Annotated in this window: 18 protein-coding genes; 15 read left to right on the plus strand and 3 right to left on the minus strand. The window is 64.9% G+C overall.

Translation table 11 applies throughout. The features are described 5' to 3' along the window. The first annotated feature begins 12 nt into the window (after positions 1–12). From mraY to lpxC, 11 genes are all read left to right on the plus strand, one after another. Positions 13–1,182, plus strand: a complete 1,170-nt coding sequence (gene mraY / locus PKKP23_RS18650) for a phospho-N-acetylmuramoyl-pentapeptide-transferase (protein ID WP_017777127.1) — start codon at positions 13–15, stop codon at positions 1,180–1,182. A 13-nt stretch (positions 1,183–1,195) separates the two neighbouring features. After that, complete coding sequence (gene murD / locus PKKP23_RS18655; RefSeq protein WP_126877984.1) at positions 1,196–2,719, plus strand: UDP-N-acetylmuramoyl-L-alanine--D-glutamate ligase; 1,524 nt, start codon at positions 1,196–1,198, stop codon at positions 2,717–2,719. Beyond that, on the plus strand, positions 2,716–3,987 hold the full coding sequence (gene ftsW, locus PKKP23_RS18660; RefSeq protein WP_126877985.1) for a putative lipid II flippase FtsW: 1,272 nt from the start codon (positions 2,716–2,718) through the stop codon (positions 3,985–3,987). Before murD ends, ftsW begins: the two co-directional genes overlap by 4 nt. Further along, a complete protein-coding gene (murG, locus tag PKKP23_RS18665; protein WP_126877986.1) occupies positions 3,984–5,108 on the plus strand; it encodes an undecaprenyldiphospho-muramoylpentapeptide beta-N-acetylglucosaminyltransferase in 1,125 nt (374 codons plus the stop codon). The genes ftsW and murG overlap by 4 nt, the downstream gene beginning before the upstream one ends. After that, entirely contained in the window at positions 5,105–6,502 is a 1,398-nt protein-coding gene (murC, locus tag PKKP23_RS18670) for a UDP-N-acetylmuramate--L-alanine ligase (RefSeq protein WP_017777123.1), read from the plus strand. Before murG ends, murC begins: the two co-directional genes overlap by 4 nt. Further along, positions 6,499–7,437, plus strand: coding sequence for a D-alanine--D-alanine ligase (locus PKKP23_RS18675; RefSeq protein ID WP_126877987.1), 939 nt, complete (start codon positions 6,499–6,501; stop codon positions 7,435–7,437). The genes murC and PKKP23_RS18675 overlap by 4 nt, the downstream gene beginning before the upstream one ends. Before the next feature lie 52 nt (positions 7,438–7,489). After that, a complete protein-coding gene (locus tag PKKP23_RS18680; protein ID WP_126877988.1) occupies positions 7,490–8,242 on the plus strand; it encodes a cell division protein FtsQ/DivIB in 753 nt (250 codons plus the stop codon). A 27-nt stretch (positions 8,243–8,269) separates the two neighbouring features. After that, the gene (gene ftsA, locus PKKP23_RS18685) at positions 8,270–9,502 is read left to right on the plus strand and encodes a cell division protein FtsA (RefSeq protein ID WP_017777120.1); all 1,233 of its coding nucleotides are present in this window, start codon (positions 8,270–8,272) and stop codon (positions 9,500–9,502) included. A 128-nt stretch (positions 9,503–9,630) separates the two neighbouring features. Next, the gene (ftsZ, locus tag PKKP23_RS18690; RefSeq protein WP_017777119.1) at positions 9,631–10,824 is read left to right on the plus strand and encodes a cell division protein FtsZ; all 1,194 of its coding nucleotides are present in this window, start codon (positions 9,631–9,633) and stop codon (positions 10,822–10,824) included. Positions 10,825–11,095: 271 nt separating this feature from the next. After that, positions 11,096–11,599 (plus strand): peroxiredoxin, encoded by a 504-nt coding sequence (locus tag PKKP23_RS18695; RefSeq protein WP_017777118.1) that lies wholly within the window; start codon positions 11,096–11,098, stop codon positions 11,597–11,599. 263 nt (positions 11,600–11,862) lie between these two features. Further along, positions 11,863–12,780 carry a UDP-3-O-acyl-N-acetylglucosamine deacetylase gene (gene lpxC, locus PKKP23_RS18700; protein ID WP_017777117.1) on the plus strand — a complete coding sequence of 306 codons (918 nt, stop codon included), beginning with the start codon at positions 11,863–11,865 and terminating at the stop codon, positions 12,778–12,780. Positions 12,781–12,874: 94 nt separating this feature from the next. On the opposite strand, the gene PKKP23_RS18705 is transcribed toward lpxC, so the two are convergent. Continuing rightward, positions 12,875–13,345 (minus strand): DciA family protein, encoded by a 471-nt coding sequence (locus tag PKKP23_RS18705; RefSeq protein WP_126878091.1) that lies wholly within the window; start codon positions 13,343–13,345, stop codon positions 12,875–12,877. A gap of 333 nt (positions 13,346–13,678) precedes the next feature. Here PKKP23_RS18705 and secA point away from each other — a divergent pair, with 333 nt between their 5' ends. The 4 genes from secA (at position 13,679) to PKKP23_RS18725 (ending at position 19,224) form a co-directional block, all read left to right on the plus strand. Then, a complete protein-coding gene (gene secA, locus PKKP23_RS18710) occupies positions 13,679–16,501 on the plus strand; it encodes a preprotein translocase subunit SecA (RefSeq protein ID WP_126877989.1) in 2,823 nt (940 codons plus the stop codon). 165 nt (positions 16,502–16,666) lie between these two features. Next, complete coding sequence (gene argJ, locus PKKP23_RS18715; protein WP_126877990.1) at positions 16,667–17,908, plus strand: bifunctional glutamate N-acetyltransferase/amino-acid acetyltransferase ArgJ; 1,242 nt, start codon at positions 16,667–16,669, stop codon at positions 17,906–17,908. A gap of 15 nt (positions 17,909–17,923) precedes the next feature. Next, a complete protein-coding gene (locus tag PKKP23_RS18720; RefSeq protein WP_017777113.1) occupies positions 17,924–18,793 on the plus strand; it encodes an ATP-binding protein in 870 nt (289 codons plus the stop codon). Further along, the gene (locus PKKP23_RS18725) at positions 18,790–19,224 is read left to right on the plus strand and encodes an NUDIX domain-containing protein (protein ID WP_017777112.1); all 435 of its coding nucleotides are present in this window, start codon (positions 18,790–18,792) and stop codon (positions 19,222–19,224) included. Before PKKP23_RS18720 ends, PKKP23_RS18725 begins: the two co-directional genes overlap by 4 nt. Before the next feature lie 71 nt (positions 19,225–19,295). Here PKKP23_RS18725 and yacG read toward each other — a convergent pair whose 3' ends face one another. Together yacG and zapD are read right to left on the minus strand one after the other, a co-directional pair. Then, a complete protein-coding gene (gene yacG / locus PKKP23_RS18730; RefSeq protein ID WP_081601908.1) occupies positions 19,296–19,496 on the minus strand; it encodes a DNA gyrase inhibitor YacG in 201 nt (66 codons plus the stop codon). A 104-nt stretch (positions 19,497–19,600) separates the two neighbouring features. After that, on the minus strand, positions 19,601–20,356 hold the full coding sequence (zapD, locus tag PKKP23_RS18735) for a cell division protein ZapD (protein ID WP_017777111.1): 756 nt from the start codon (positions 20,354–20,356) through the stop codon (positions 19,601–19,603). Positions 20,357–20,455 lie beyond the last annotated feature (99 nt).

Genomic DNA, 20,455 nt, shown 5'->3' on the forward strand with positions numbered 1-20,455 from the left:
AGGACCGAAAGCATGCTACTGGCGCTGGCGCAATGGCTGCAGAATGACGCAAGCTTCTTGCGCGTGTTCAGTTATCTGACGTTTCGCGCGGTGATGGCCACCATCACCGCGTTGTTGATCGGGCTCGTCTGCGGCCCGTGGGTGATCCGCACGCTGACCCAACTGAAGGTCGGCCAGGCGGTGCGCAAGGAAGGTCCGCAGTCGCACCTCGTGAAGTCCGGCACGCCGACCATGGGCGGCGTGCTGATCCTCATCGGCATCGCGGTGTCCACGCTGCTCTGGGGCGATCTCACGAACCGCTTCATCTGGATCGTCATGCTCGTGACGTTCGGCTTCGGCCTGATCGGCTGGGTCGACGATTATCGCAAGGTCGTCTACAAGGATCCGCGCGGCATGTCGTCGCGCGAGAAGTATTTCTGGCAGTCGGTGATCGGCATTTTCGCGGCCGTGTATCTGGCGTTCAGCGTGTCGGAGGCGAGCAACGTGCGCGTGTTCGACCTCTTCATGGCGTGGGTGCGCAGCGGTCTTTCGATGGGCCTGCCTGCGCGCGCCGACCTCATGCTGCCGTTCCTGAAGTCGATCAGCTACCCGCTCGGCGTGTGGGGTTTCATCGCGCTCACCTATTTCGTGATCGTGGGCGCGAGCAACGCGGTGAATCTCACGGACGGCCTGGACGGCCTCGTCATCATGCCCGTCGTGCTCGTAGGTGCCTCGCTCGGCGTGTTCGCCTACGTGATGGGCAGTTCGGTCTACTCGAAATATCTGCTGTTTCCGCACATTCCGGGCGCGGGCGAACTGCTGATCTTCTGCTCGGCGATGGGCGGCGCGGGTCTCGCGTTCCTCTGGTTCAACACGCACCCGGCGCAGGTCTTCATGGGCGACGTCGGCGCGCTGGCGCTGGGCGGCGCGCTCGGCACCGTCGCCGTGATCGTGCGGCAGGAGATCGTGCTCTTCATCATGGGCGGCATCTTCGTGGCGGAAACGCTTTCCGTGATGCTTCAGGTGACGTGGTTCAAGTACACCAAACGCCGTTACGGCGAGGGCCGGCGCATCTTCAAGATGGCGCCGCTGCATCACCATTTCGAATTGTCCGGCTGGAAGGAAACGCAGGTCGTGGTGCGTTTCTGGATCATCACGTTGATGCTGTGTCTGTTCGGTCTGTCCACTCTCAAACTGCGGTAAGGGAAAGCAAGCAATGTTTGGCGAGAAGTTTCGGGATCGGCAAAAGCCGATGGTGCTCGTGCTGGGGCTCGGAGAATCCGGCCTCGCGATGGCGCGCTGGTGCGCGCGGCACGGGTGCCGGCTGCGCGTGGCGGACACGCGCGAAGTGCCGCCCAATCTCGCCGCACTCGAAGCCCATGGCGTGGACGCCGATTTCGTCGGCGGCGCGTTTTCGACGGCATTGCTCGAAGGCGTGGAGCTGGTCGGCATCAGCCCGGGACTTTCGCCGCTCGCGCCGGACCTCGTGCCGCTCATCGCAGCCGCGCGCGAGCGCGATATTCCCGTCTGGGGCGAACTCGAATTCTTCGCGCAGGCATTGAAGACGCTCGGCGAGAGCGGCTATGCGCCGAAGGTCATCGCCATTACGGGAACGAACGGCAAGACCACCACGACGAGCCTCACGGGCCTCCTGTGCGAGCGTGCGGGCAAGAAGGTGGCGGTGGCGGGCAACATCAGCCCGGCTGCGCTAGACAAGCTTTCGGACGCCATCGACCACACCGCCTTGCCCGACATCTGGGTGCTCGAGCTGTCGAGCTTCCAGCTCGAAACGGCGCATACCTTCGCGCCGGACGCCGCCGCAGTGCTCAACATCACGCAGGACCATCTCGACTGGCACGGCGGGCTTGACGCCTACGCCGCCGCGAAGGGCCGCATCTTCGGACCGCAGACGGTGCGTGTGCTGAACCGCGACGACGCGCGCGTCATGGCGCTCGCCCCGGCCGCAGAGTCCCAGAAAGACAGCGCACCGGTCATCACGTTCGGCGTCAACGAGCCGCAACGCGACGGCGATTACGGCGTGCTGCGTGAGAACGGCATGCTGTGGCTCGTCGCGGCAGAAGATCGCGACGCGACCGACGAACCCGTGTCGCCGCGACGTCGCAAGCAGGAAGCGGTCGCGCCGGCCAACATCGCCCTGAAGCGCTTGATGCCCGTGGACGCGCTGCGCATCCGCGGCTTGCACAACGCCGCCAACGCGCTTGCCGCGTATGCGCTCGCCCGCGCCATCGGTCTGCCGGGCGCGCCGCTGCTGCACGGGCTGCGCGAGTACCGCGGCGAGCCGCATCGGGTGGAACTGATTGCGTCGATCGACGGCATCGATTTCGTGGACGACAGCAAGGGCACGAACGTCGGCGCGACCGTGGCCGCACTCGACGGTCTCGCGCAACGCACGGTGCTGATCGCCGGTGGCGACGGCAAGGGCCAGGATTTCGAGCCGCTCGTCGCGCCCGTCACACGCTGGTGCCGCGCCGTCATGCTGATTGGACGCGATGCGCCGCAAATTCGCGCGGCGCTCGAGCACACCGGCGTTGCGCTCTCCGATCACCCGACGCTCGAAGCCGCCACGCGTGCCGCCACGGCGCTCGCCGAGCCCGGCGACGTGGTGCTGCTCTCGCCTGCCTGCGCGAGCCTCGATATGTTCAAGAACTACGCGCACCGGGCCGCAGTGTTCCGCAGCACGGTCGAGGACATCGCAGCTGAACGGGGGACGACGATATGAGCTGGTCCGAACGCTTCGGTTCGAGGCTTGCCAAGGAGCGCGGCAGCGCGGGCGGTAACGCCGTGCCGCGTTCGGGCGGCATGCGCGGCGGCCTTGCGAGCGCAGTCAACGGCGTGCGCGGCGCACGTTCGCGCATGCTCGACTACGACCATTCGCTGCTGTGGGTCGTGATCGCGCTGCTCGGGCTTGGCGTCGTGATGGTGTATTCGGCGTCTATTGCCATGCCCGATTCGCCGAAGTACGCCTCGTATCGCGACTACGCATTCCTCGTGCGCCAGATCATCTTCGTCGTGATGGGCGCGGTGGCGGGCATCGTCGCGTTTCGCATTCCGGTTTCCACGTGGGACAAGTACGCGCCGAAGCTCTTTCTGGTCGCGCTGCTGAGCCTCGTGATCGTGCTGATTCCGCACGTCGGCAAGGGCGTGAACGGCGCGCGCCGCTGGATTCCGCTCGGCGTGACCAACATGCAGCCGTCCGAAATCATGAAGCTGGCCGTGACCATCTACGCGGCCAACTACACGGTGCGCAAGCAGGAATACATGCATAGCTTCGCCAAAGGCTTCCTGCCGATGGCGTTTGCCGTGGGCGTGGTGGGCGCGCTGCTGCTGCTCGAACCCGACATGGGCGCCTTCATGGTGATCGCGGCCATCGCCATGGGCGTGCTGTTCCTTGGCGGCGTGAACGGCAAGCTGTTCGGCGGCCTCGTGGCGACGGCGGTGGGCACCTTCACGCTGCTCGTGTGGGCGTCGCCGTGGCGGCGCGAGCGGATCTTCGCGTACCTCGATCCGTGGGACGACCGCTACGCACAAGGCAAGGCCTACCAACTCACCCACTCGCTGATCGCGTTCGGGCGCGGCGAGTGGTTCGGCGTGGGCCTGGGCGGCAGCGTGGAGAAGCTCAATTACCTGCCCGAAGCGCACACCGACTTCATCCTCGCCGTGATCGGCGAAGAACTTGGGTTCGTCGGCGTGATGATCGTGATCCTGCTCTTCTACTGGATCGTGCGGCGTTCGTTCGAGATTGGCCGCCAGGCGCTCGCGCTCGACCGCACGTTCGCTGGTCTGATGGCCAAGGGCGTCGGCATCTGGTTCGGCGCACAGACCTTCATCAACATGGGCGTGAACCTCGGGCTGCTGCCCACGAAGGGGCTCACGCTGCCGCTCGTGAGCTACGGCGGCTCCGGCATTCTGCTCAACTGCGTTGCGGTAGCCGTGCTGCTGCGTGTGGACTACGAAAACCGGGTGCTCATGCGCGGAGGCAAGGTATGACCGCTCCGCGCACCCTCATGGTGATGGCTGGCGGCACCGGGGGACACGTGTTCCCCGGCCTCGCAGTCGCGCATCGCATGCAGGCGTGGGGCTGGCGCGTGGTCTGGCTCGGCAACCCCGGCGGCATGGAGGCCTCGCTCGTGCCGAAGCACGGCATCCCGATGGAGTACGTGCGTTTCGGCGGCCTGCGCGGCAAAGGGCTCAAAACGAAACTGATGCTTCCCGTGAACCTGCTTCGCGCGTGTATGCAGAGCCTTACGGTGCTGCGTCGCGTGAAGCCCGACGTCGTGCTCGGCATGGGCGGCTACATCACGTTTCCGGCCGGCGTCATGACGGCGCTCTCGGGGCGGCCGCTCGTGCTGCACGAACAGAACTCGATTGCAGGGCTTGCCAACAAGGTGCTCGCGAAGCTCGCAAGGCGCGTGCTCGTAGCGTTCCCGAATGCATTGCCGCACGCCGAATGGACCGGTAATCCGATTCGCGAAGAAGTCGCGCACCTGCCGGAACCGACGGCGCGCTATGCCGCTCGAAGCGGCCCTTTGCGGCTGCTCGTGGTAGGCGGCAGCCTCGGCGCCGCGGCGCTGAACGAAGTCGTGCCGCGCGCCCTGGCGCTGCTGGCGCCCGGCGAGCGTCCGCAGGTCGTTCACCAGGCCGGCGCGAAGCATATCGAAGCGCTGCGTGCGAATTACGCGGCGGCAGGCCTCATGTCCGATGCGTCGTCCGATTCTTTTTCCGGCGCGAGCGTGCAGCTCGTACCGTTCATCGACGACATGGCGAACGCGTACGCGAACGCCGATCTCGTGGTCTGCCGCTCGGGCGCCATGACCGTTGCGGAGATCGCGGCGGCCGGCGTCGCGGCTTTGTTCGTGCCGTTCCCGTTCGCCGTGGACGATCACCAGACCACCAACGCAGCGTTCCTCGCCGATCAAGGCGCGGCGCTCGTCGTGCAACAACGCGACCTGTCGGCGGAAAAGCTCGCCGACTGGCTGCGCAGCCAGACCCGCGAGAGTCTCGCGCAGATGGCGGAGCGTTCGCGCTCGCTCGCGAAACCGGATGCCACCGATCAGGTCGCACGCATCTGCGCGACCGTGGCGGGCGCGAGCCCAGAAGGAAAGCAATGAAACACATCGTCAAACACATTCATTTCGTCGGCATCGGCGGCGCGGGGATGAGCGGCATCGCGGAAGTGCTCGTCAATCTCGGCTACCAGGTGAGCGGCTCGGACCTCACCCGCAACGCGGTGACGGACCGGCTCGCCGCGCTCGGCGCACGCATCGCGATTGGCCACGACGCAGAGAACATCGAAGGGGCGAACGCCGTAGTGGTATCGAGCGCCGTGCGCAACGACAACCCCGAGGTGCTTGCCGCGCGCCACCGTCACGTTCCGATCGTGCCGCGCGCCGTGATGCTCGCGGAACTGATGCGGTTGAAGCAGGGCATCGCCATTGCCGGCACGCACGGCAAGACCACGACCACCTCGCTCGTGGCGAGCGTGCTCGCGGCGGGCGGGCTCGATCCGACCTTCGTGATCGGCGGCCGGCTGATCAGCGCGGGCGCGAACGCGCGGCTCGGCACGGGCGACTTCATCGTCGCGGAAGCGGACGAATCCGACGCGTCGTTCCTGAACCTCTTTCCGGTGATCGAGGTCATCACGAACATCGACGCGGATCACATGGACACCTACGGCCACGACTTCGCGCGGCTCAAGCAGGCATTCATCGAATTCACGCACCGGTTGCCGTTCTATGGCATCGCGGTGCTGTGCGTCGACGACCCGAACGTGAAGGAGATCTTGCCGTTCGTCTCGAAGCCGATCATCCGCTACGGTTTCGCGGCCGACGCCCAGGTGCGCGCCGTGAACGTCGTCGCCCACGAAGGGCGCATGCATTTCACGGCGATGCGCGAAGACGCGGCGCCGCTCGACATCGTGCTGAACCTGCCCGGTACGCACAACGTGCAGAACGCGCTCGCGGCGATTGCGATTGCGACTGAACTCGAAGTCGCCGATGCCGATATCCAGCGTGCGCTCGCCGAATTCAACGGCGTGGGCCGGCGCTTCCAGCGCTACGGCGAAGTGCCGGTGGCCGCGGGCGGCACGTACACGCTGATCGACGACTACGGGCATCACCCGGTGGAGATGGCGGCGACCATCGCGGCCGCGCGCGGCGCCTTTCCCGAGCGGCGCCTCGTGCTCGCGTTCCAGCCGCACCGCTTCACGCGCACGCGCGACTGCTTCGAAGATTTCGTCAGAGTGCTGTCCACTGTCGACGCGCTGGTGATCACCGACGTTTACGCAGCCGGCGAGGCGCCCATCGTGGCCGCCGACGGCCGCGCGCTCGCTCGCGCGATTCGCGTGGCGGGCAAGGTCGAACCGGTGTTCGTGGAGACCGTCGACGAAGTGCCGGAGGCGCTCGCGGCGCTGGTGCGCGACGGCGACGTGGTGATCACGATGGGCGCGGGCTCGATTGGCGGCGTGCCGGGGCGGCTTGCCCAGTCAACGGAAGGTGTGAAATGACGAGCAGTATCGATCCGAAACAGTTCGGCAAGGTGGCGGTGCTGCTTGGCGGCGTGTCCGCCGAGCGCGAGGTGTCGCTCAATTCGGGCCGCCTCGTGCTGCAGGGTTTGCGCGAGGCAGGCATCGACGCGCATCCGTTCGATCCGTCCGAGCGGCCGCTTTCGGCGCTGAAGGACGAAGGCTTTGTGCGCGCCTTCAATGCGCTGCACGGCGGCTATGGCGAAAACGGGCAGATCCAGGGCGCGCTCGATTTCTACGGCATCCGCTACACGGGTAGCGGCGTGCTGGGTTCGGCGTTGGGCCTCGACAAATTCCGCGCGAAGCTCGTGTGGCAGCAACTCGGCATTCCCACGCCACCGTTCGAAGCCGTGATGCGCGGCGACGACTACGCTGTGCGCGCCGCCGCCATCGTCGCGAAGCTCGGCTTGCCGCTCTTTGTGAAGCCGGCGAGCGAGGGTTCGAGCGTCGCCGTCATCAAGGTGAAGACCGCCGACGCGCTGCCGGCCGCCATCGCTGAAGCCGCGAAGCACGACAAGATCGTGCTCGTGGAAAAGAGCATCGAGGGCGGCGGCGAATACACCGCCTGCATCGCGGGCGATCTGGATCTGCCGGTCATTCACATCGTGCCCGCGGGCGAGTTTTACGACTACGACGCGAAGTACATCCTCGACACGACGCAGTATCTGATTCCGTGCGGACTCGCGCCTGAACTGGAATCGCGTTTGAAGGTGCTCGCGCGCCGCGCGTTCGAGGTGCTGGGCTGCACGGACTGGGGTCGCGCCGATTTCATGATGGACGGCGCGGGCAACCCGTATTTCCTCGAAGTGAACACGGCGCCGGGCATGACGGATCACTCGCTGCCACCGAAGGCGGCGCGCGCAGTCGGCATCAGCTATCAGGAACTGGTGGTGAAGGTGCTCGCGCTCACGCTGTGAGCGGTGGGCAGAAGCACAACAGACATTTGACGCAGACAAAGCAACATCGCACATGTGGAACAACGTTCGCCAGCTCAACCTCGCCACCAGCGCGCTGCACCTGCTGTTCGTGGTGGCGCTCGTCCTGGCGGGGGCGCTGTGGCTGGTGCAGCGCCCGAGCTTCACGTTGCGCGAAATCCGGATCGACGGCGACACCGAGCACGTCAACGCGCCCACGGTGCGGGCGAGCGTGGTCGGCAAGCTGAAAGGCAATTTCTTCACCGTGGACCTGGACGCGGCACGCCAGGCGTTCGAGCAGATGCCGTGGGTGCGTCACGCGAGCGTGCGGCGCGTCTGGCCGAATGCGCTGGCTGTCACGCTGGAAGCGTACAAACCGTTGGGAACGTGGGGCAGCGATCAGCTCGTGAGTGTGGACGGTGAACTCTTCACCGCGAACCAGGGCGAACTGGATCAGGAACTGCCGTCCTTCGACGGACCGGACGGCACCGCGCAGGAAGTCGTCGCGCGCTATCACGATTTCCAGAAGTGGTTTGCGCCCATCGGCGCGACGCCGGAAGACGTGACGCTCTCGCCGCGCTACGCGTGGACAGTGAAGTTGTCGAACGGCATGCAGGTGGAGCTGGGTCGCGAGCGCAACAGCGACACGCTCGCAGATCGCACGCGGCGCCTCACGGCCGCATGGCAGGCGGTGACGCAACGCTGGGGGAAGGATATCGAGTATGCGGACTTGCGCTATCCGAACGGTTTCGCGATTCGTGCAGCGGGCATGCGTTTCATCAGCGAACCCGTCAAGGGCAAGAAGTAACAGGACATCACACGCAACGAGCACGCTATGAGTAAAGACTACAAGGATCTGCTGGTCGCCCTCGACATCGGGACGTCGAAGGTGGTGGCCGTCGTCGCCGAACTGAAGGGCGAGGGCCACTACGAGGTGATCGGCCTTGGACAGAGCGAATCGAAGGGGCTCAAAAAGGGCGTCGTGGTGAACATCGAGGCCACTGTGCAGTCTATTCAGCGAGCGCTCGAAGAAGCGGAGCTGATGGCCGACTGCAAGATCACGAATGTCTTCACCGGCATTGCGGGCAGCCACATTCGCAGCTTCAACTCGAGCGGCATGGTGGCGATCAAGGAGAAGGAGGTCACGCAGGCCGACGTGGCGCGCGTGATCGAAACAGCGAAGGCGATCAACATTCCGACCGATCAGCAGGTGCTGCACATCCTCACGCAGGAATTCATCATCGACGGTCAGGAGGATGTGCGCGAGCCGATCGGCATGAGCGGCATTCGCCTCGAAGTGAAGGTGCACATCGTGACGGGCGCGGTGAGCGCGGCGCAGAACATCGTGAAGTGCGTGCGCCGCTGCGGGCTCGAAGTGAACGATCTGATCCTGCAGCCGCTTGCGTCGTCGCTCGCAGTGCTGACGGAAGACGAGAAGGAACTGGGCGTGGTGCTCGTGGATGTGGGCGGCGGCACGACCGACATCGCGATCTTCAGCGAAGGCGCGATCCGCCACACCGCGGTGATTCCGATTGCGGGCGACCAGGTGACGAGCGATATCGCCATGGCATTGAGAACGCCGACGCCCGACGCCGAGGACATCAAGGTGAGCTACGGGATCGCGAAGCAGGCGCTGGCCGATCCCGACGAAATGATCGAAGTGCCGGGGCTTGGCGAGCGCGGTCCGCGCACGCTGTCGCGCCAGGCGCTGGCGGCGGTGATCGAGCCGCGCGTCGAAGAACTCTTTTCGCTCGTGCAGCAGGTGGTGCGCGAGTCGGGCTACGAAGAACTGCTGAGCTCGGGCGTCGTGCTGACGGGCGGCGCAGCGATGATGCCGGGCATGGTCGAGCTGGGCGAGGACATCTTCCTCAAGCCCGTCCGCATCGGCGTGCCGGAATACGCGGGCGGCCTGGCGGACGTGGTGCGCAATCCGCGTTACTCGACGGCGATGGGCCTGCTCGTGGAAGGGCGCGCGCAGCGTATGCGCGGGCGCAAGGTGGCGGTGCAATCGGGCTCGATGAGCCAGGTGTTCACGCGCATGAAGGATTGGTTCCTCGGCAACTTCTGAAGCGAAGGGGCGAGGCAAAGGTTTCAGAAATACGCGCTGGTGCCGGCGGCCGGCGCGCGACAGGAGGTTGCCCGATCTCCTGCCGGATAACGGCCGAGTGGCAGCATTTTTTTCTTGACGGAGGCAACATGGAATTCCAGATGCTGGAAACGGAAACCAACGGCACCATCATCAAGGTGGTGGGTGTTGGTGGCGCTGGCGGCAACGCCGTGCAGCACATGATCAACCGCGGCGTGCAAGGCGTCGACTTCATCGTGATGAACACGGACGCCCAGGCGCTGTCGCGCTCGCGTGCACCGTCCGTGATCCAGCTTGGCATGACCGGTCTTGGCGCCGGCGCGAAGCCGGAGATGGGCCGCGCGGCAGCCGAAGAAGCTCGCGAGCGGATTGCCGACGCGCTGCGCGGCGCGCACATGGTGTTCATCACGGCCGGTATGGGCGGTGGCACCGGCACGGGCGCGGCACCCGTGGTCGCCCAGATCGCGAAAGAGATGGGCATTCTGACCGTGGGCGTGGTGAGCAAGCCGTTCGAATTCGAAGGCGGCAAGCGCATGCGCGTGGCAGAAGCAGGTTCGCAGCAACTGGAGGATCACGTCGACTCGCTGATCGTCGTTCTGAACGACAAGCTGTTCGAGGTGATGGGCGATGACGCCGAGATGGACAAGTGCTTCCAGTGCGCGGACGACGTTCTGAACAACGCGGTGGCCGGCATTGCCGAAATCATCAACGTCGATGGTCTCGTGAACGTCGACTTCGAGGACGTGAAGACGGTGATGGGCGAGCAGGGCAAGGCGATGATGGGCACGGCCACGGTGGCCGGCGTCGATCGCGCGCGCCTTGCGGCCGAACAGGCCGTGGCGAGCCCGCTGCTGGAAGGCGTGGATCTGTCGGGCGCGCGCGGCGTGCTGGTCAACATCACGTCGAGCCGTTCGCTGCGTCTGTCCGAAACGCGCGAAGTGATGAACACCATCAAGAGCTACGCGGCAGACGACGCCACGGTGATCTTCGGTGCCGTCTACGACGACGCAATGGGCGACGCGCTGCGCGTCACGGTGGTGGCCACGGGCCTTGGCCGCGCGAGCAAGAAGCAGCAATCCGCACCGATGACGCTGCTGCGCACCGGCACGGACAACCAGCCGGTCGCGGCCGTGCAGCACTCGTACGCGCCGCAGCAAGGCAACATGGCGGACTACGGCGCGCTCGACACGCCGGCCGTCTGGCGTACGTCGCGCGACACCGCGGCTTCGCACGTGCAGGCGCTGCAGGAGAAGGGCGTCGACACGTACGACATCCCGGCGTTCCTGCGCAAGCAGGCGGACTGACACGCCCGCGAGCACGTTCAGCCGCGGCGCGGTAGTATCGCGCCGTGATTGCTGACGGCACGCCGGCGTGGTGGCGAAACGCTAAACGAAGGCCGCGTTCCGTCCGGACGCGCGGCGCGTTGTCGTCTCCTGCGCTTTTGCGAGGGACGAAGGCAGACGCGACTGCGTGAAACGGTGACGACTGCGCGACATTCGTGAGGTGAACCGCCGTGCCGCTGACAGCGTGCTGTGTGCGTGACGGAATGCAGCGCATCGATGTGAAGGACGAGCGATGATCAAAGTGGGTGAAAGGCTGCCTGATGCGACGCTCTTCGAGTTTGTCGAAGATGCGCGCGAGGGCTGCACGATCGGGCCGAACAGTTTCGACGTGCAGGAAGCAACGCGTGCGAAGCGCGTGGTGATCTTCGGATTGCCAGGCGCGTTCACGCCGACCTGCTCGGCGAAGCACGTGCCGGGTTACGTCGAGAAGGCCGACGCGCTGCGTGCGGCAGGTATCGACGAAATCTGGTGCGTGTCGGTCAACGATGCGTTCGTGATGGGCGCGTGGGGACGCGATCAGCACACCGCGGGCAAGGTGCGCATGATCGCGGACGGCAGCGCCGTTTTCACCCGAGCGCTCGGTCTGGATCAGGATTTGTCGGCACGGGGCATGGGAATTCGTTCCCAGCGCTATGCGATGGTGGTCGACGACGGCGTGGTCAAGACGCTCCATGTCGAAGCACCCGGCAAGTTCGAAGTCAGCGACGCCGCGAGCATTCTCGCCACGTTGAGCTAGCCGCAGCCGCGTCCGGCAAAGGCGCGTGGTGGTCGCCGTTGTGCGCCGCCAACGCTTGTGCCGTGCGGATGTGACGGGCTGTAACGCGGGCCGATGGCCGGAAACGCCTCCGTTCCGGTCGTCGGCCCGTCACGCTTGGCTGGACGTAATAGCGGGAAACAGATTGTCACGCCGTGTGAAACGACGGGTCAGACGGTTTGGAGTATAATCGCCGCTATGAATTAAAATCCGCGATTGGGATTTTCAATCGAAAATAAGACACCATGTTGAAGCAGCGCACCATCAAATCGATCGTCAAGACCGTCGGCATCGGCTTGCACTCGGGCCGCAAGGTCGACCTGACGCTCCGTCCCGCGGCGCCGGACACGGGCATCGTCTTTTCGCGCGTGGATCTGCCCACGCCGGTGGATATCCCCGCCTCCGCGATGGCGATCGGCGACACCCGTCTGGCCTCGGTTCTGCAAAAGGATGGCGCGCGCGTCTCCACGGTGGAGCACTTGATGTCGGCGTGCGCGGGTCTGGGCATCGACAACCTGTACGTCGATGTCACCGCCGAAGAAATCCCGATCATGGATGGCAGCGCGGCGTCGTTCGTGTTCCTGATCCAGTCGGCGGGCATCGAGGAACAGCCTGCGCTGAAAAAGTTCATCAAGGTCACGAAGCCGGTTGAGATTCGCGAGGGCGACAAATTCGCGCGGCTCGATCCGTATTTCGGCTTCAAGCTCAAGTTCACCATCGACTTCCGCCATCCGGCCGTGGACAAGACCGGCCAGGCGCTCGAAGTCGATTTCGCGACCACCTCGTATGTCCGCGAAATCGCGCGTGCCCGCACGTTCGGTTTCGCTCACGAAGTGGAAATGATGCGCGAACTGGGCCTCGCGCGCGGCGGCAGCATGGACAACGCCATCGTGCTCGACGAGTACCGCATTCTGAATAACGACGGGCTGCGTTACGACGACGAGTTCGTCAAACACAAGATGCTCGACGCGATCGGCGACCTGTATGTGGTCGGTCATCCGTTGCTGGCTTCGTACACCGCGTACAAGTCGGGGCATGGCCTGAACAACGCGTTGCTGCGCGAGCTGCTCGCGCACGAAGACGCCTACGAAATCGTCACGTTCGAAGATACGCAGAAGGCCCCGCGCGGTTTCGGCTACGACGCCCAGACGGCATTCGCCTGAAGCCACTTCGGGCGTTTGCCCGAGGCGTCCTGACTTCTTTCCGCTCGCTTTGCCCGTGTGGCCATGTGGCTCATTCTCCGGGCGAACCCATTCCCTATTTCTTCAAATGCCGCGCGGCCATTCTGGCCAGCGCGGCCTGCAGCGGCGACGGGCTCAGCGCCTGGCTCAACTCGTGCAGCGCCGTTGCGCCGGCAGGCGTCATGCGAGCCTCTTTGACGGGCGGCGGCGCCTTCATGGCCTGCGGCCGCACTCGGATGCGCAGCGATTCCACAGCCCATCCCCGTTGCTGAAGATCGGAAAGAAGCCGTGGCTCCAGGTGCCGCAGCCGCGCCGCGAGCGCGTTGTGCGCAGCGAACAGGACCAGTACGCCGTCCTTGATGAATCCGGGTTCGACGCTCGCCGAGAGGTACTCCGGCAGTAGCCGGGACAGATCCCGCTCCATTGCCGCAATCTGCTCGACGCCGGCGCGCAGCGGTGCGAACGCGTCCGTGCGGCTCAACACCTCGGCGACGGGCTGCGGCAGGCGGGGGGCGGATGGCCTTGAAAACGGCGAAAATCGGCTCATGTCCTTGTCTGGGTGGGCAACGTGAACGGCAGCACAGCGAGGCACGGGAACGGTGCGGCGTGCGTTGAAGCGTCGAGCTTTCGGGTGCCCCGATTGTAGCGCGGCACCGGCCTTGCAGGCGCTGTCCGGCAAGCGTTTGCGGCGGCCCGAACGGTGCCGAACGGTGCCAATAGGCCCGGCCCCGCGACCCAAGCCTGACACAGGCGCAGACAGGGGCGCGTGCTAAAATGCCCGATTCGAATTCACTACTGGACTTAAGCCGCCGAGGTCCTTCCGCTCCGGGTGCATTTGGCAAGCATGCCCGGCCGAAAGCCGCGACGCAGAACCGATCCGATGATCAACGGTTTCCTACAGAAGATTTTTGGCAGCCGCAACCAGCGTCTGATCAAGCAATATCAAAAGACCGTCGCGGCCATCAATGCGCTCGAACCCCAGATCGAGCAATTGACCGATGAGCAGTTGCGCGCGAAGACGGACGAGTTCCGTCAGCGCGTTGCGAATGGCGAATCGCTCGATCAACTGCTGCCCGAAGCCTTCGCGGTGTGCCGCGAGGCGAGCCGCCGCGTGCTCAAGATGCGCCACTTCGACGTGCAGCTGATCGGCGGCATGGTGCTGCATTACGGCAAGATCGCCGAAATGCGCACGGGCGAGGGCAAGACGCTCGTCGCCACGCTGGCCGCTTACCTGAACGCGCTGTCCGGGCGCGGCGTGCACGTAGTCACGGTGAACGACTACCTCGCCCAGCGTGACGCCGAGTGGATGGGCCGGCTCTACAACTTCCTCGGGCTTTCCGTGGGCGTGAACCTGTCGCAGATGGATCACGCGCTCAAGCAGGAAGCCTACGCGGCGGACATCACCTACGGCACCAACAACGAATTCGGTTTCGACTACCTGCGCGACAACATGGTCTACGAGACCGAGGCGCGGGTGCAGCGGCCGCTCAATTTCGCGGTCGTCGACGAGGTGGACTCCATCCTGATCGACGAAGCCCGCACGCCGCTCATCATCTCGGGCCAGGCCGAAGACCACACCGACCTCTACGTGCGCATGAACGCGCTGCCGCCGCTGCTCGAACGGCAGATCGGCGAAGAGCGCGCGGACGGCACGGGCGTCGAAAAGCCAGGTGACTACACGCTCGACGAGAAGGCGCGCCAGGTGTTCCTCACCGAGTCGGGGCACGAGAAGGCGGAACGCCTGCTCGCCGAGTGGGGCCTCATCGGCGAGGGCGAGAGCCTTTACGCTCCGCAGAACATCACGTTGATGCACCACGTGTACGCGGCACTGCGTGCACATACGCTGTTCTATCGGGACCAGCACTACGTCGTGCAGAACGGCGAAGTGATCATCGTCGACGAATTCACGGGCCGCCTGATGCAGGGCCGCCGCTGGTCAGATGGTCTGCACCAGGCCGTGGAAGCCAAGGAGCACGTGAAGATCCAGAGCGAGAACCAGACGCTCGCCTCGATCACGTTCCAGAATTACTTCCGCATGTACGCGAAGCTGTCGGGCATGACCGGTACCGCGGATACGGAAGCGTACGAGTTCAACGAGATCTACGGCCTTGAAACCGTCGTGATCCCGACCAACCGGCCGCCGAAGCGGATCGACCTGCAGGATCAGATCTACAAGACCGCGAAAGAGCGGTACGACGCGGTGATTCGCGACATCCGCGATTGTCATGAGCGTGGCCAGCCGGTGCTGGTCGGTACGACGTCGATCGAGAATTCGGAGCTGCTGTCGAACCTGCTCCAGAAGGCGGGCCTGCCGCACGAAGTGCTGAACGCGAAGCAGCACGCGCGCGAAGCAGCGATCGTCGCCGAAGCCGGGCGTCCAAAGCGCATCACGATCGCGACGAACATGGCCGGCCGCGGTACCGACATCGTGCTGGGCGGCAATGCCGAAAAGCAGGCGGCGTTCCTCGAAGCGGACGAATCGATTCCGGCCGACGAAAAGGCGCGCCGCATCCAGCAACTGCACGACGAATGGCAGGCGCTGCACGACCAGGTGAAGGCGGCGGGCGGTCTGCACATCATTGGTACCGAGCGTCACGAGTCGCGCCGTATCGACAACCAGCTGCGCGGTCGCGCCGGACGTCAGGGCGATCCGGGCTCGTCGCGCTTCTATCTGTCGCTCGACGATCCGCTCTTGCGCATCTTCGCGGGCGACCGCGTGCGCGCCATCATGGACCGCCTCAAGATGCCCGAAGGCGAGGCGATCGAGGCGGGCATCGTCACGCGTTCCATCGAGTCGGCGCAGCGCAAGGTCGAGGCGCGCAACTTCGATATCCGCAAACAGCTGCTCGAATACGACGACGTCTCCAACGACCAGCGCAAGGTGATCTACCAGCAGCGCAACGAGCTGCTCGAGGCGCAGGACATCACCGAAACCATCGGTGCGATGCGCCACGGCGTGGTCACGGATCTCGTCCGGCAGTTCGTTCCGCAAGGCAGCATCGAAGAGCAATGGGACGTGCCCGAACTCGAAGAAGCGCTGCGCAACGACTGGCAGCTCGACCTCGCCATTCAGGAGATGATCAACGAGTCGCAGTCGATCGATGCGGACGAGATTCTCGAGGCCGTACTCGCCGCCGCGGACGAAACTTACGAGCACAAGGTCGCGCTCGTGGGCCGCGAATCGTTCAGTGCGTTCGAGCGTTCGATCATGCTGCAGACGCTCGACCGCCACTGGCGCGAGCACCTCGCCGCGCTCGACCACCTGCGCCAGGGCATCCACCTGCGCGGCTATGCGCAGAAGAATCCGAAGCAGGAATACAAGCGCGAGGCGTTCGAACTCTTCGCGGCCATGCTCGACGCGGTCAAGCATGAAGTGACGCGGATCGTGATGAACGTCCAGATCCAGACGCCGGAGCAGCTCGAACAGGCGGCGGAGCAGTACGAAGAAGAAGGCAGCAGCCACCTCGAAAACGCCGAGTTCCGTCATGCCGAATTCGCCGAAGCGGCCGCTGTCGCGGCTTCTGCGGCGCCGGCTGCAGCGGACGCCGCTGCGTCGATGGTCGATCACGCCATGCAGTACGGCTCCGCGCAGGACAACCCCGTGCCGAAGGCTGCGCCCGCCGTTGCCAAGGTGGGCCGCAACGATCCCTGCCCGTGCGGCAGCGGCAAGAAGTACAAGCAGTGCCACGGCAAGATCGGCTGATGGCGAACGCGGCGCGTCCTTCATGGCGCGCCGTTTCGTCTCATGCCGCGCTGCGCCGTTGAGACTCCGGCGGCCTGGACTTTGTCCGGGCCTTTTTTGACCCTACGATGCCGGCTCACCCGCCACGCTTTGCCGCCGGCATTGCCTCTCCGACAGGTCGCCACCATGGCTGTCAATTTCCCCTCGATCGATCCCGCACAACTTCATCCTGTCTCCGGCGTGACGCTCGGCTGGGCTGAGGCCAACATCCGCAAACCGAACCGCAAGGATGTGCTGGTGATTTCCGTCGAAGAAGGTGCCACGGTTGCGGGCGTGTTTACGTCGAACCGCTTTTGCGCCGCGCCCGTGACGGTGTGCCGGGAACATCTCGCGCGTGTGCGAGAGGGCGGCAGCGGCATTCGCGCGCTCGTGGTGAACACGGGCAACGCCAATGCAGGGACCGGAGAGCCTGGCCTCGCGGTCGCACGCGAAACCTGCGCCGAACTCGCGCGTCTCGCGGGCATTGCGCCGGAGCAGGTGCTGCCGTTCTCGACGGGCGTGATTCTGGAGCCGCTGCCCATCGACCGCCTGAAGGCCGGCCTGCCGCAGGCGCTCGCCAACCGCGGTCCGGCGCACTGGTACGACGCGGCGCAGGCCATCATGACCACGGACACGCTGCCGAAGGCGGCCTCGCGCCAGGTCACCATCGACGGCCATACCGTGACGCTTTCTGGCATCAGCAAGGGCGCCGGCATGATCAAGCCGAACATGGCGACCATGTTGGGCTTCCTCGCCTTCGACGCCGCCGTGGCGCAGCCGGTGCTCGACGCACTCGTGAAGCATGCGGCGGACCGTTCGTTCAACTGCATCACGATCGACGGCGATACTTCCACCAACGATTCGTTCATTCTGATCGCAACCGGCAAGTCGAGCCTGCCTGCGATCACATCGACCGAATCGCCCGCGTACGTAGCACTGCGCGACGCCGTGACGGAAATGGCGCAGGCCCTGGCGCAGCTGATCGTGCGCGACGGCGAAGGCGCGACGAAGTTCATCACGGTCCAGGTGGAAGAGGGCGCGAACGTGGGCGAGTGCCGCCAGGTCGCCTATGCGATCGGCCATTCGCCGCTCGTGAAAACGGCGTTCTACGCGTCGGACCCGAACCTCGGCCGCATTCTTGCCGCCATCGGTTATGCCGGCATCGCGGATCTCGACGTCGGAAAGGTCGAGGTCTATCTGGACGACGTGCTCGTTGCGCGCGCTGGCGGGCGCAATCCCGACTACTGCGAAGAAGACGGCCAGCGCGTCATGAAGAAGAGCGAGATCGCGGTGCGCGTGCGGCTAGGCCGCGGCGACGCGCAGGCCACCATCTGGACCTGCGACCTGTCGCACGACTACGTGAGCATCAACGCCGACTATCGTTCCTGATCCCGCACATTTGCCATGGACAAGCTCGAACAGTTTCTGACCCGCGCCGAGGCTCTGCTCGGCCGCCTGGAAGCGGTGCTGCCGCCGCTCGCGCCGGAAGTGGACTGGAACGCCGCGGTGGCGTTCCGTTGGCGCAAACGCCAGGGGCGCGGCTTCCTGCAGCCCGTCACGGCCATTTCCACCATCGCGCTCGATGATCTTCAGAACATCGACCGCCAGAAGGAACTGATCGAGCAGAACACGCGCCAGTTCGTCCACAGGCGGCCCGCGAACAATGTGCTGCTGACGGGCGCGCGCGGCACCGGCAAGTCGTCGCTGATCAAGGCCTGCCTGAACGCACACGCGAAGGACGGCCTGCGCCTGATCGAGGTCGACAAGGACGACCTGCATGATCTGGGCGATATCGTCGATCTGATTTCGCAGCGTCCCGAGCGCTTCATCGTGTTCTGCGACGACCTCTCGTTCGAGGAAGGCGAGTCGGGCTACAAGGCGCTCAAGGTCGCGCTGGACGGGTCGGTTGCCGCGCAATCGGACAACGTGCTGATCTATGCGACGTCGAACCGGCGCCATCTGCTGCCTGAGTACATGAGCGACAACGAGACGTACCGGCATATGCCGGACGGCGAGATTCATCCGGGCGAAGTGGTCGAGGAAAAGATCTCGCTGTCGGAGCGCTTCGGGCTCTGGGTCAGTTTCTATCCGTTCAAGCAGGACGACTACCTCGCCATCGTCGGGCACTGGCTGCGGCATTTCGGCTGCGACGACGCCGAAATCGAGGCGGCGCGCGGCGACGCGCTCGTCTGGGCGCTTGAACGTGGTTCGCGCTCGGGTCGGGTGGCGTGGCAGTTCGCCCGCGACTGGTCCGGCAGGAAGGCGTCGGTATGACGGGCGCGGCGAGTGGGGCAGCAGCGGCGGGCGCCGGCGCGCAACGGCCTGTGACAGAAGTCGCGGTCGGTGTGCTCGTGAAGCCGGACGGACGGTACCTGCTGGCGCAGCGGCCGGCGGGCAAGCCGTACGAGGGCTACTGGGAATTTCCGGGCGGCAAGCTGGAAGCCGGTGAATCGGTGGAGGCCGCGCTCGCGAGAGAGCTTCACGAAGAACTCGGCATCGAGGTGACGGCCTCTCACCTGTGGCACACGCTCGAACACGACTATCCGCATGCTTACGTGCGGCTGTACTTCTGCAAGGTCACTGAATGGGAAGGCGAGCCCCACGGGCGTGAAGGCCAGGCGTTCGTCTGGCAGACACTGCCGGCGGACGTGTCGCCGCTCTTGCCGGCGACGATTCCCGTGCTGGAGTGGCTTGCGGCGGAGTGAGGTGATTCAGTAAGCGCGTGGTGGGTGGCTGCACGCGCTTCCGGCTTCTGGCGGACGCCCGCCACACGCGCTTACTGCGGCCGTGTATCGATGGGTGGCGCGTCGTCCGGCGGCGTATCTTCTTCGTTGCCGCCGATCCGGTACTTTTCCGCTGCCCACGCCCCCAGATCGATCTGTTTGCAGCGCTCCGAGCAAAACGGGCGGTAACGGTTTTCAGGTACCCAGCGGACTTCCTTTCCGCAAGTCGGGCATTTGACGACAGTGGCAGTCATTCGGCTAGACGTTCGATTGTGCTGAGGGGCTGTACACGATGCGCGTCGGGCATCTTCCTGATCGCAGCGTTCCGTTCATCCGGTGGGTGAGGCCACCGGGTAGCTTAGAGGCTACACAACGTCAGCTGAAACGGCACGTCGACATCGACGGCGCGTGGACGCAAGTCGCCGTCCTGCACCATGAAGCGCACCCACAGCATGTACTTGTTCGCGCTTGCTTCCGGAATGACGCGCAATTCCGGTGCCACGCGCACTTGCATCAACTGATACGAGCGGCCCGACAGCATTTGCTGGTAGCTTCCCTGCATTGCCATTACCTTCGACGCCTGGCCCGATTCGCGTGCGAGCCGTAGCACGATGGCGGCCGCATCGCGCAGCGGCAACAGCGGCGTGACCCATTTCGCGATGTCCTGACGCCGCTGATCCGGGTGCGACTGCTGCCAGGCGTAGTACGACGGAAGATCGAATTTGCAGGTGCCGCCGGGAATGATGGTGCGGCTGCGGATGCTTGCGAGCCACTCGTTGTCTGCAAGATGCTGGCCAGTTTTGCCTTGCATCTGACCGAGTCCTGCGAGCGTTTGTTCGATCTCGCCGAGCACAGCCTCAAGCGCGTTCTGTTCGATGCCGGGGTTGCCGCGGAATGGTGCCAGCGTTTGGCGCTGACGCTCGAGTTCCTTCATCAGATCCGACTTCAGATCGGCGCGGCCCGCAACTTCCGATATCTCGAACAGCGTCGTGAGCGCAACGTGATGCTCCCGTGCATCTTCCTGAGTGAGGAAGAACGTGAAGCGCTCGAACAGATCCTCGAGGCGCAACAGCGTGCGGATTCGCTCGTTGAAGGGATACTCGTAAAGAATCAAGCGCGCTCGCCTCGGCGTGGTCGGTGACAGGATTGCAGGACATTCTAATGCCGTGAGACTACCGTCGCAATCGCGCACTTTCATGGCGAGGCACTTGCC

Origin of the sequence: Paraburkholderia kururiensis JCM 10599 = LMG 19447 (genome assembly GCF_003986935.1) — a bacterium.
In the GTDB taxonomy this organism is placed as follows: Bacteria; Pseudomonadota; Gammaproteobacteria; order Burkholderiales; family Burkholderiaceae; genus Paraburkholderia; species Paraburkholderia kururiensis.

Excerpts from the sequence above, each read along its gene's own strand:
- mraY (WP_017777127.1), top strand. The coding sequence starts at position 13 with ATGCTACTGGCGCTGGCGCAATGGCTGCAGAATGACGCAAGCTTCTTG.
- murD (WP_126877984.1), top strand. The coding sequence starts at position 1,196 with ATGTTTGGCGAGAAGTTTCGGGATCGGCAAAAGCCGATGGTGCTCGTG.
- ftsW (WP_126877985.1), top strand. The coding sequence starts at position 2,716 with ATGAGCTGGTCCGAACGCTTCGGTTCGAGGCTTGCCAAGGAGCGCGGC.
- murG (WP_126877986.1), top strand. The coding sequence starts at position 3,984 with ATGACCGCTCCGCGCACCCTCATGGTGATGGCTGGCGGCACCGGGGGA.
- murC (WP_017777123.1), top strand. The coding sequence starts at position 5,105 with ATGAAACACATCGTCAAACACATTCATTTCGTCGGCATCGGCGGCGCG.
- PKKP23_RS18675 (WP_126877987.1), top strand. The coding sequence starts at position 6,499 with ATGACGAGCAGTATCGATCCGAAACAGTTCGGCAAGGTGGCGGTGCTG.
- PKKP23_RS18680 (WP_126877988.1), top strand. The coding sequence starts at position 7,490 with ATGTGGAACAACGTTCGCCAGCTCAACCTCGCCACCAGCGCGCTGCAC.
- ftsA (WP_017777120.1), top strand. The coding sequence starts at position 8,270 with ATGAGTAAAGACTACAAGGATCTGCTGGTCGCCCTCGACATCGGGACG.
- ftsZ (WP_017777119.1), top strand. The coding sequence starts at position 9,631 with ATGGAATTCCAGATGCTGGAAACGGAAACCAACGGCACCATCATCAAG.
- PKKP23_RS18695 (WP_017777118.1), top strand. The coding sequence starts at position 11,096 with ATGATCAAAGTGGGTGAAAGGCTGCCTGATGCGACGCTCTTCGAGTTT.
- lpxC (WP_017777117.1), top strand. The coding sequence starts at position 11,863 with ATGTTGAAGCAGCGCACCATCAAATCGATCGTCAAGACCGTCGGCATC.
- PKKP23_RS18705 (WP_126878091.1), bottom strand. The coding sequence starts at position 13,345 with ATGAGCCGATTTTCGCCGTTTTCAAGGCCATCCGCCCCCCGCCTGCCG.
- secA (WP_126877989.1), top strand. The coding sequence starts at position 13,679 with ATGATCAACGGTTTCCTACAGAAGATTTTTGGCAGCCGCAACCAGCGT.
- argJ (WP_126877990.1), top strand. The coding sequence starts at position 16,667 with ATGGCTGTCAATTTCCCCTCGATCGATCCCGCACAACTTCATCCTGTC.
- PKKP23_RS18720 (WP_017777113.1), top strand. The coding sequence starts at position 17,924 with ATGGACAAGCTCGAACAGTTTCTGACCCGCGCCGAGGCTCTGCTCGGC.
- PKKP23_RS18725 (WP_017777112.1), top strand. The coding sequence starts at position 18,790 with ATGACGGGCGCGGCGAGTGGGGCAGCAGCGGCGGGCGCCGGCGCGCAA.
- yacG (WP_081601908.1), bottom strand. The coding sequence starts at position 19,496 with ATGACTGCCACTGTCGTCAAATGCCCGACTTGCGGAAAGGAAGTCCGC.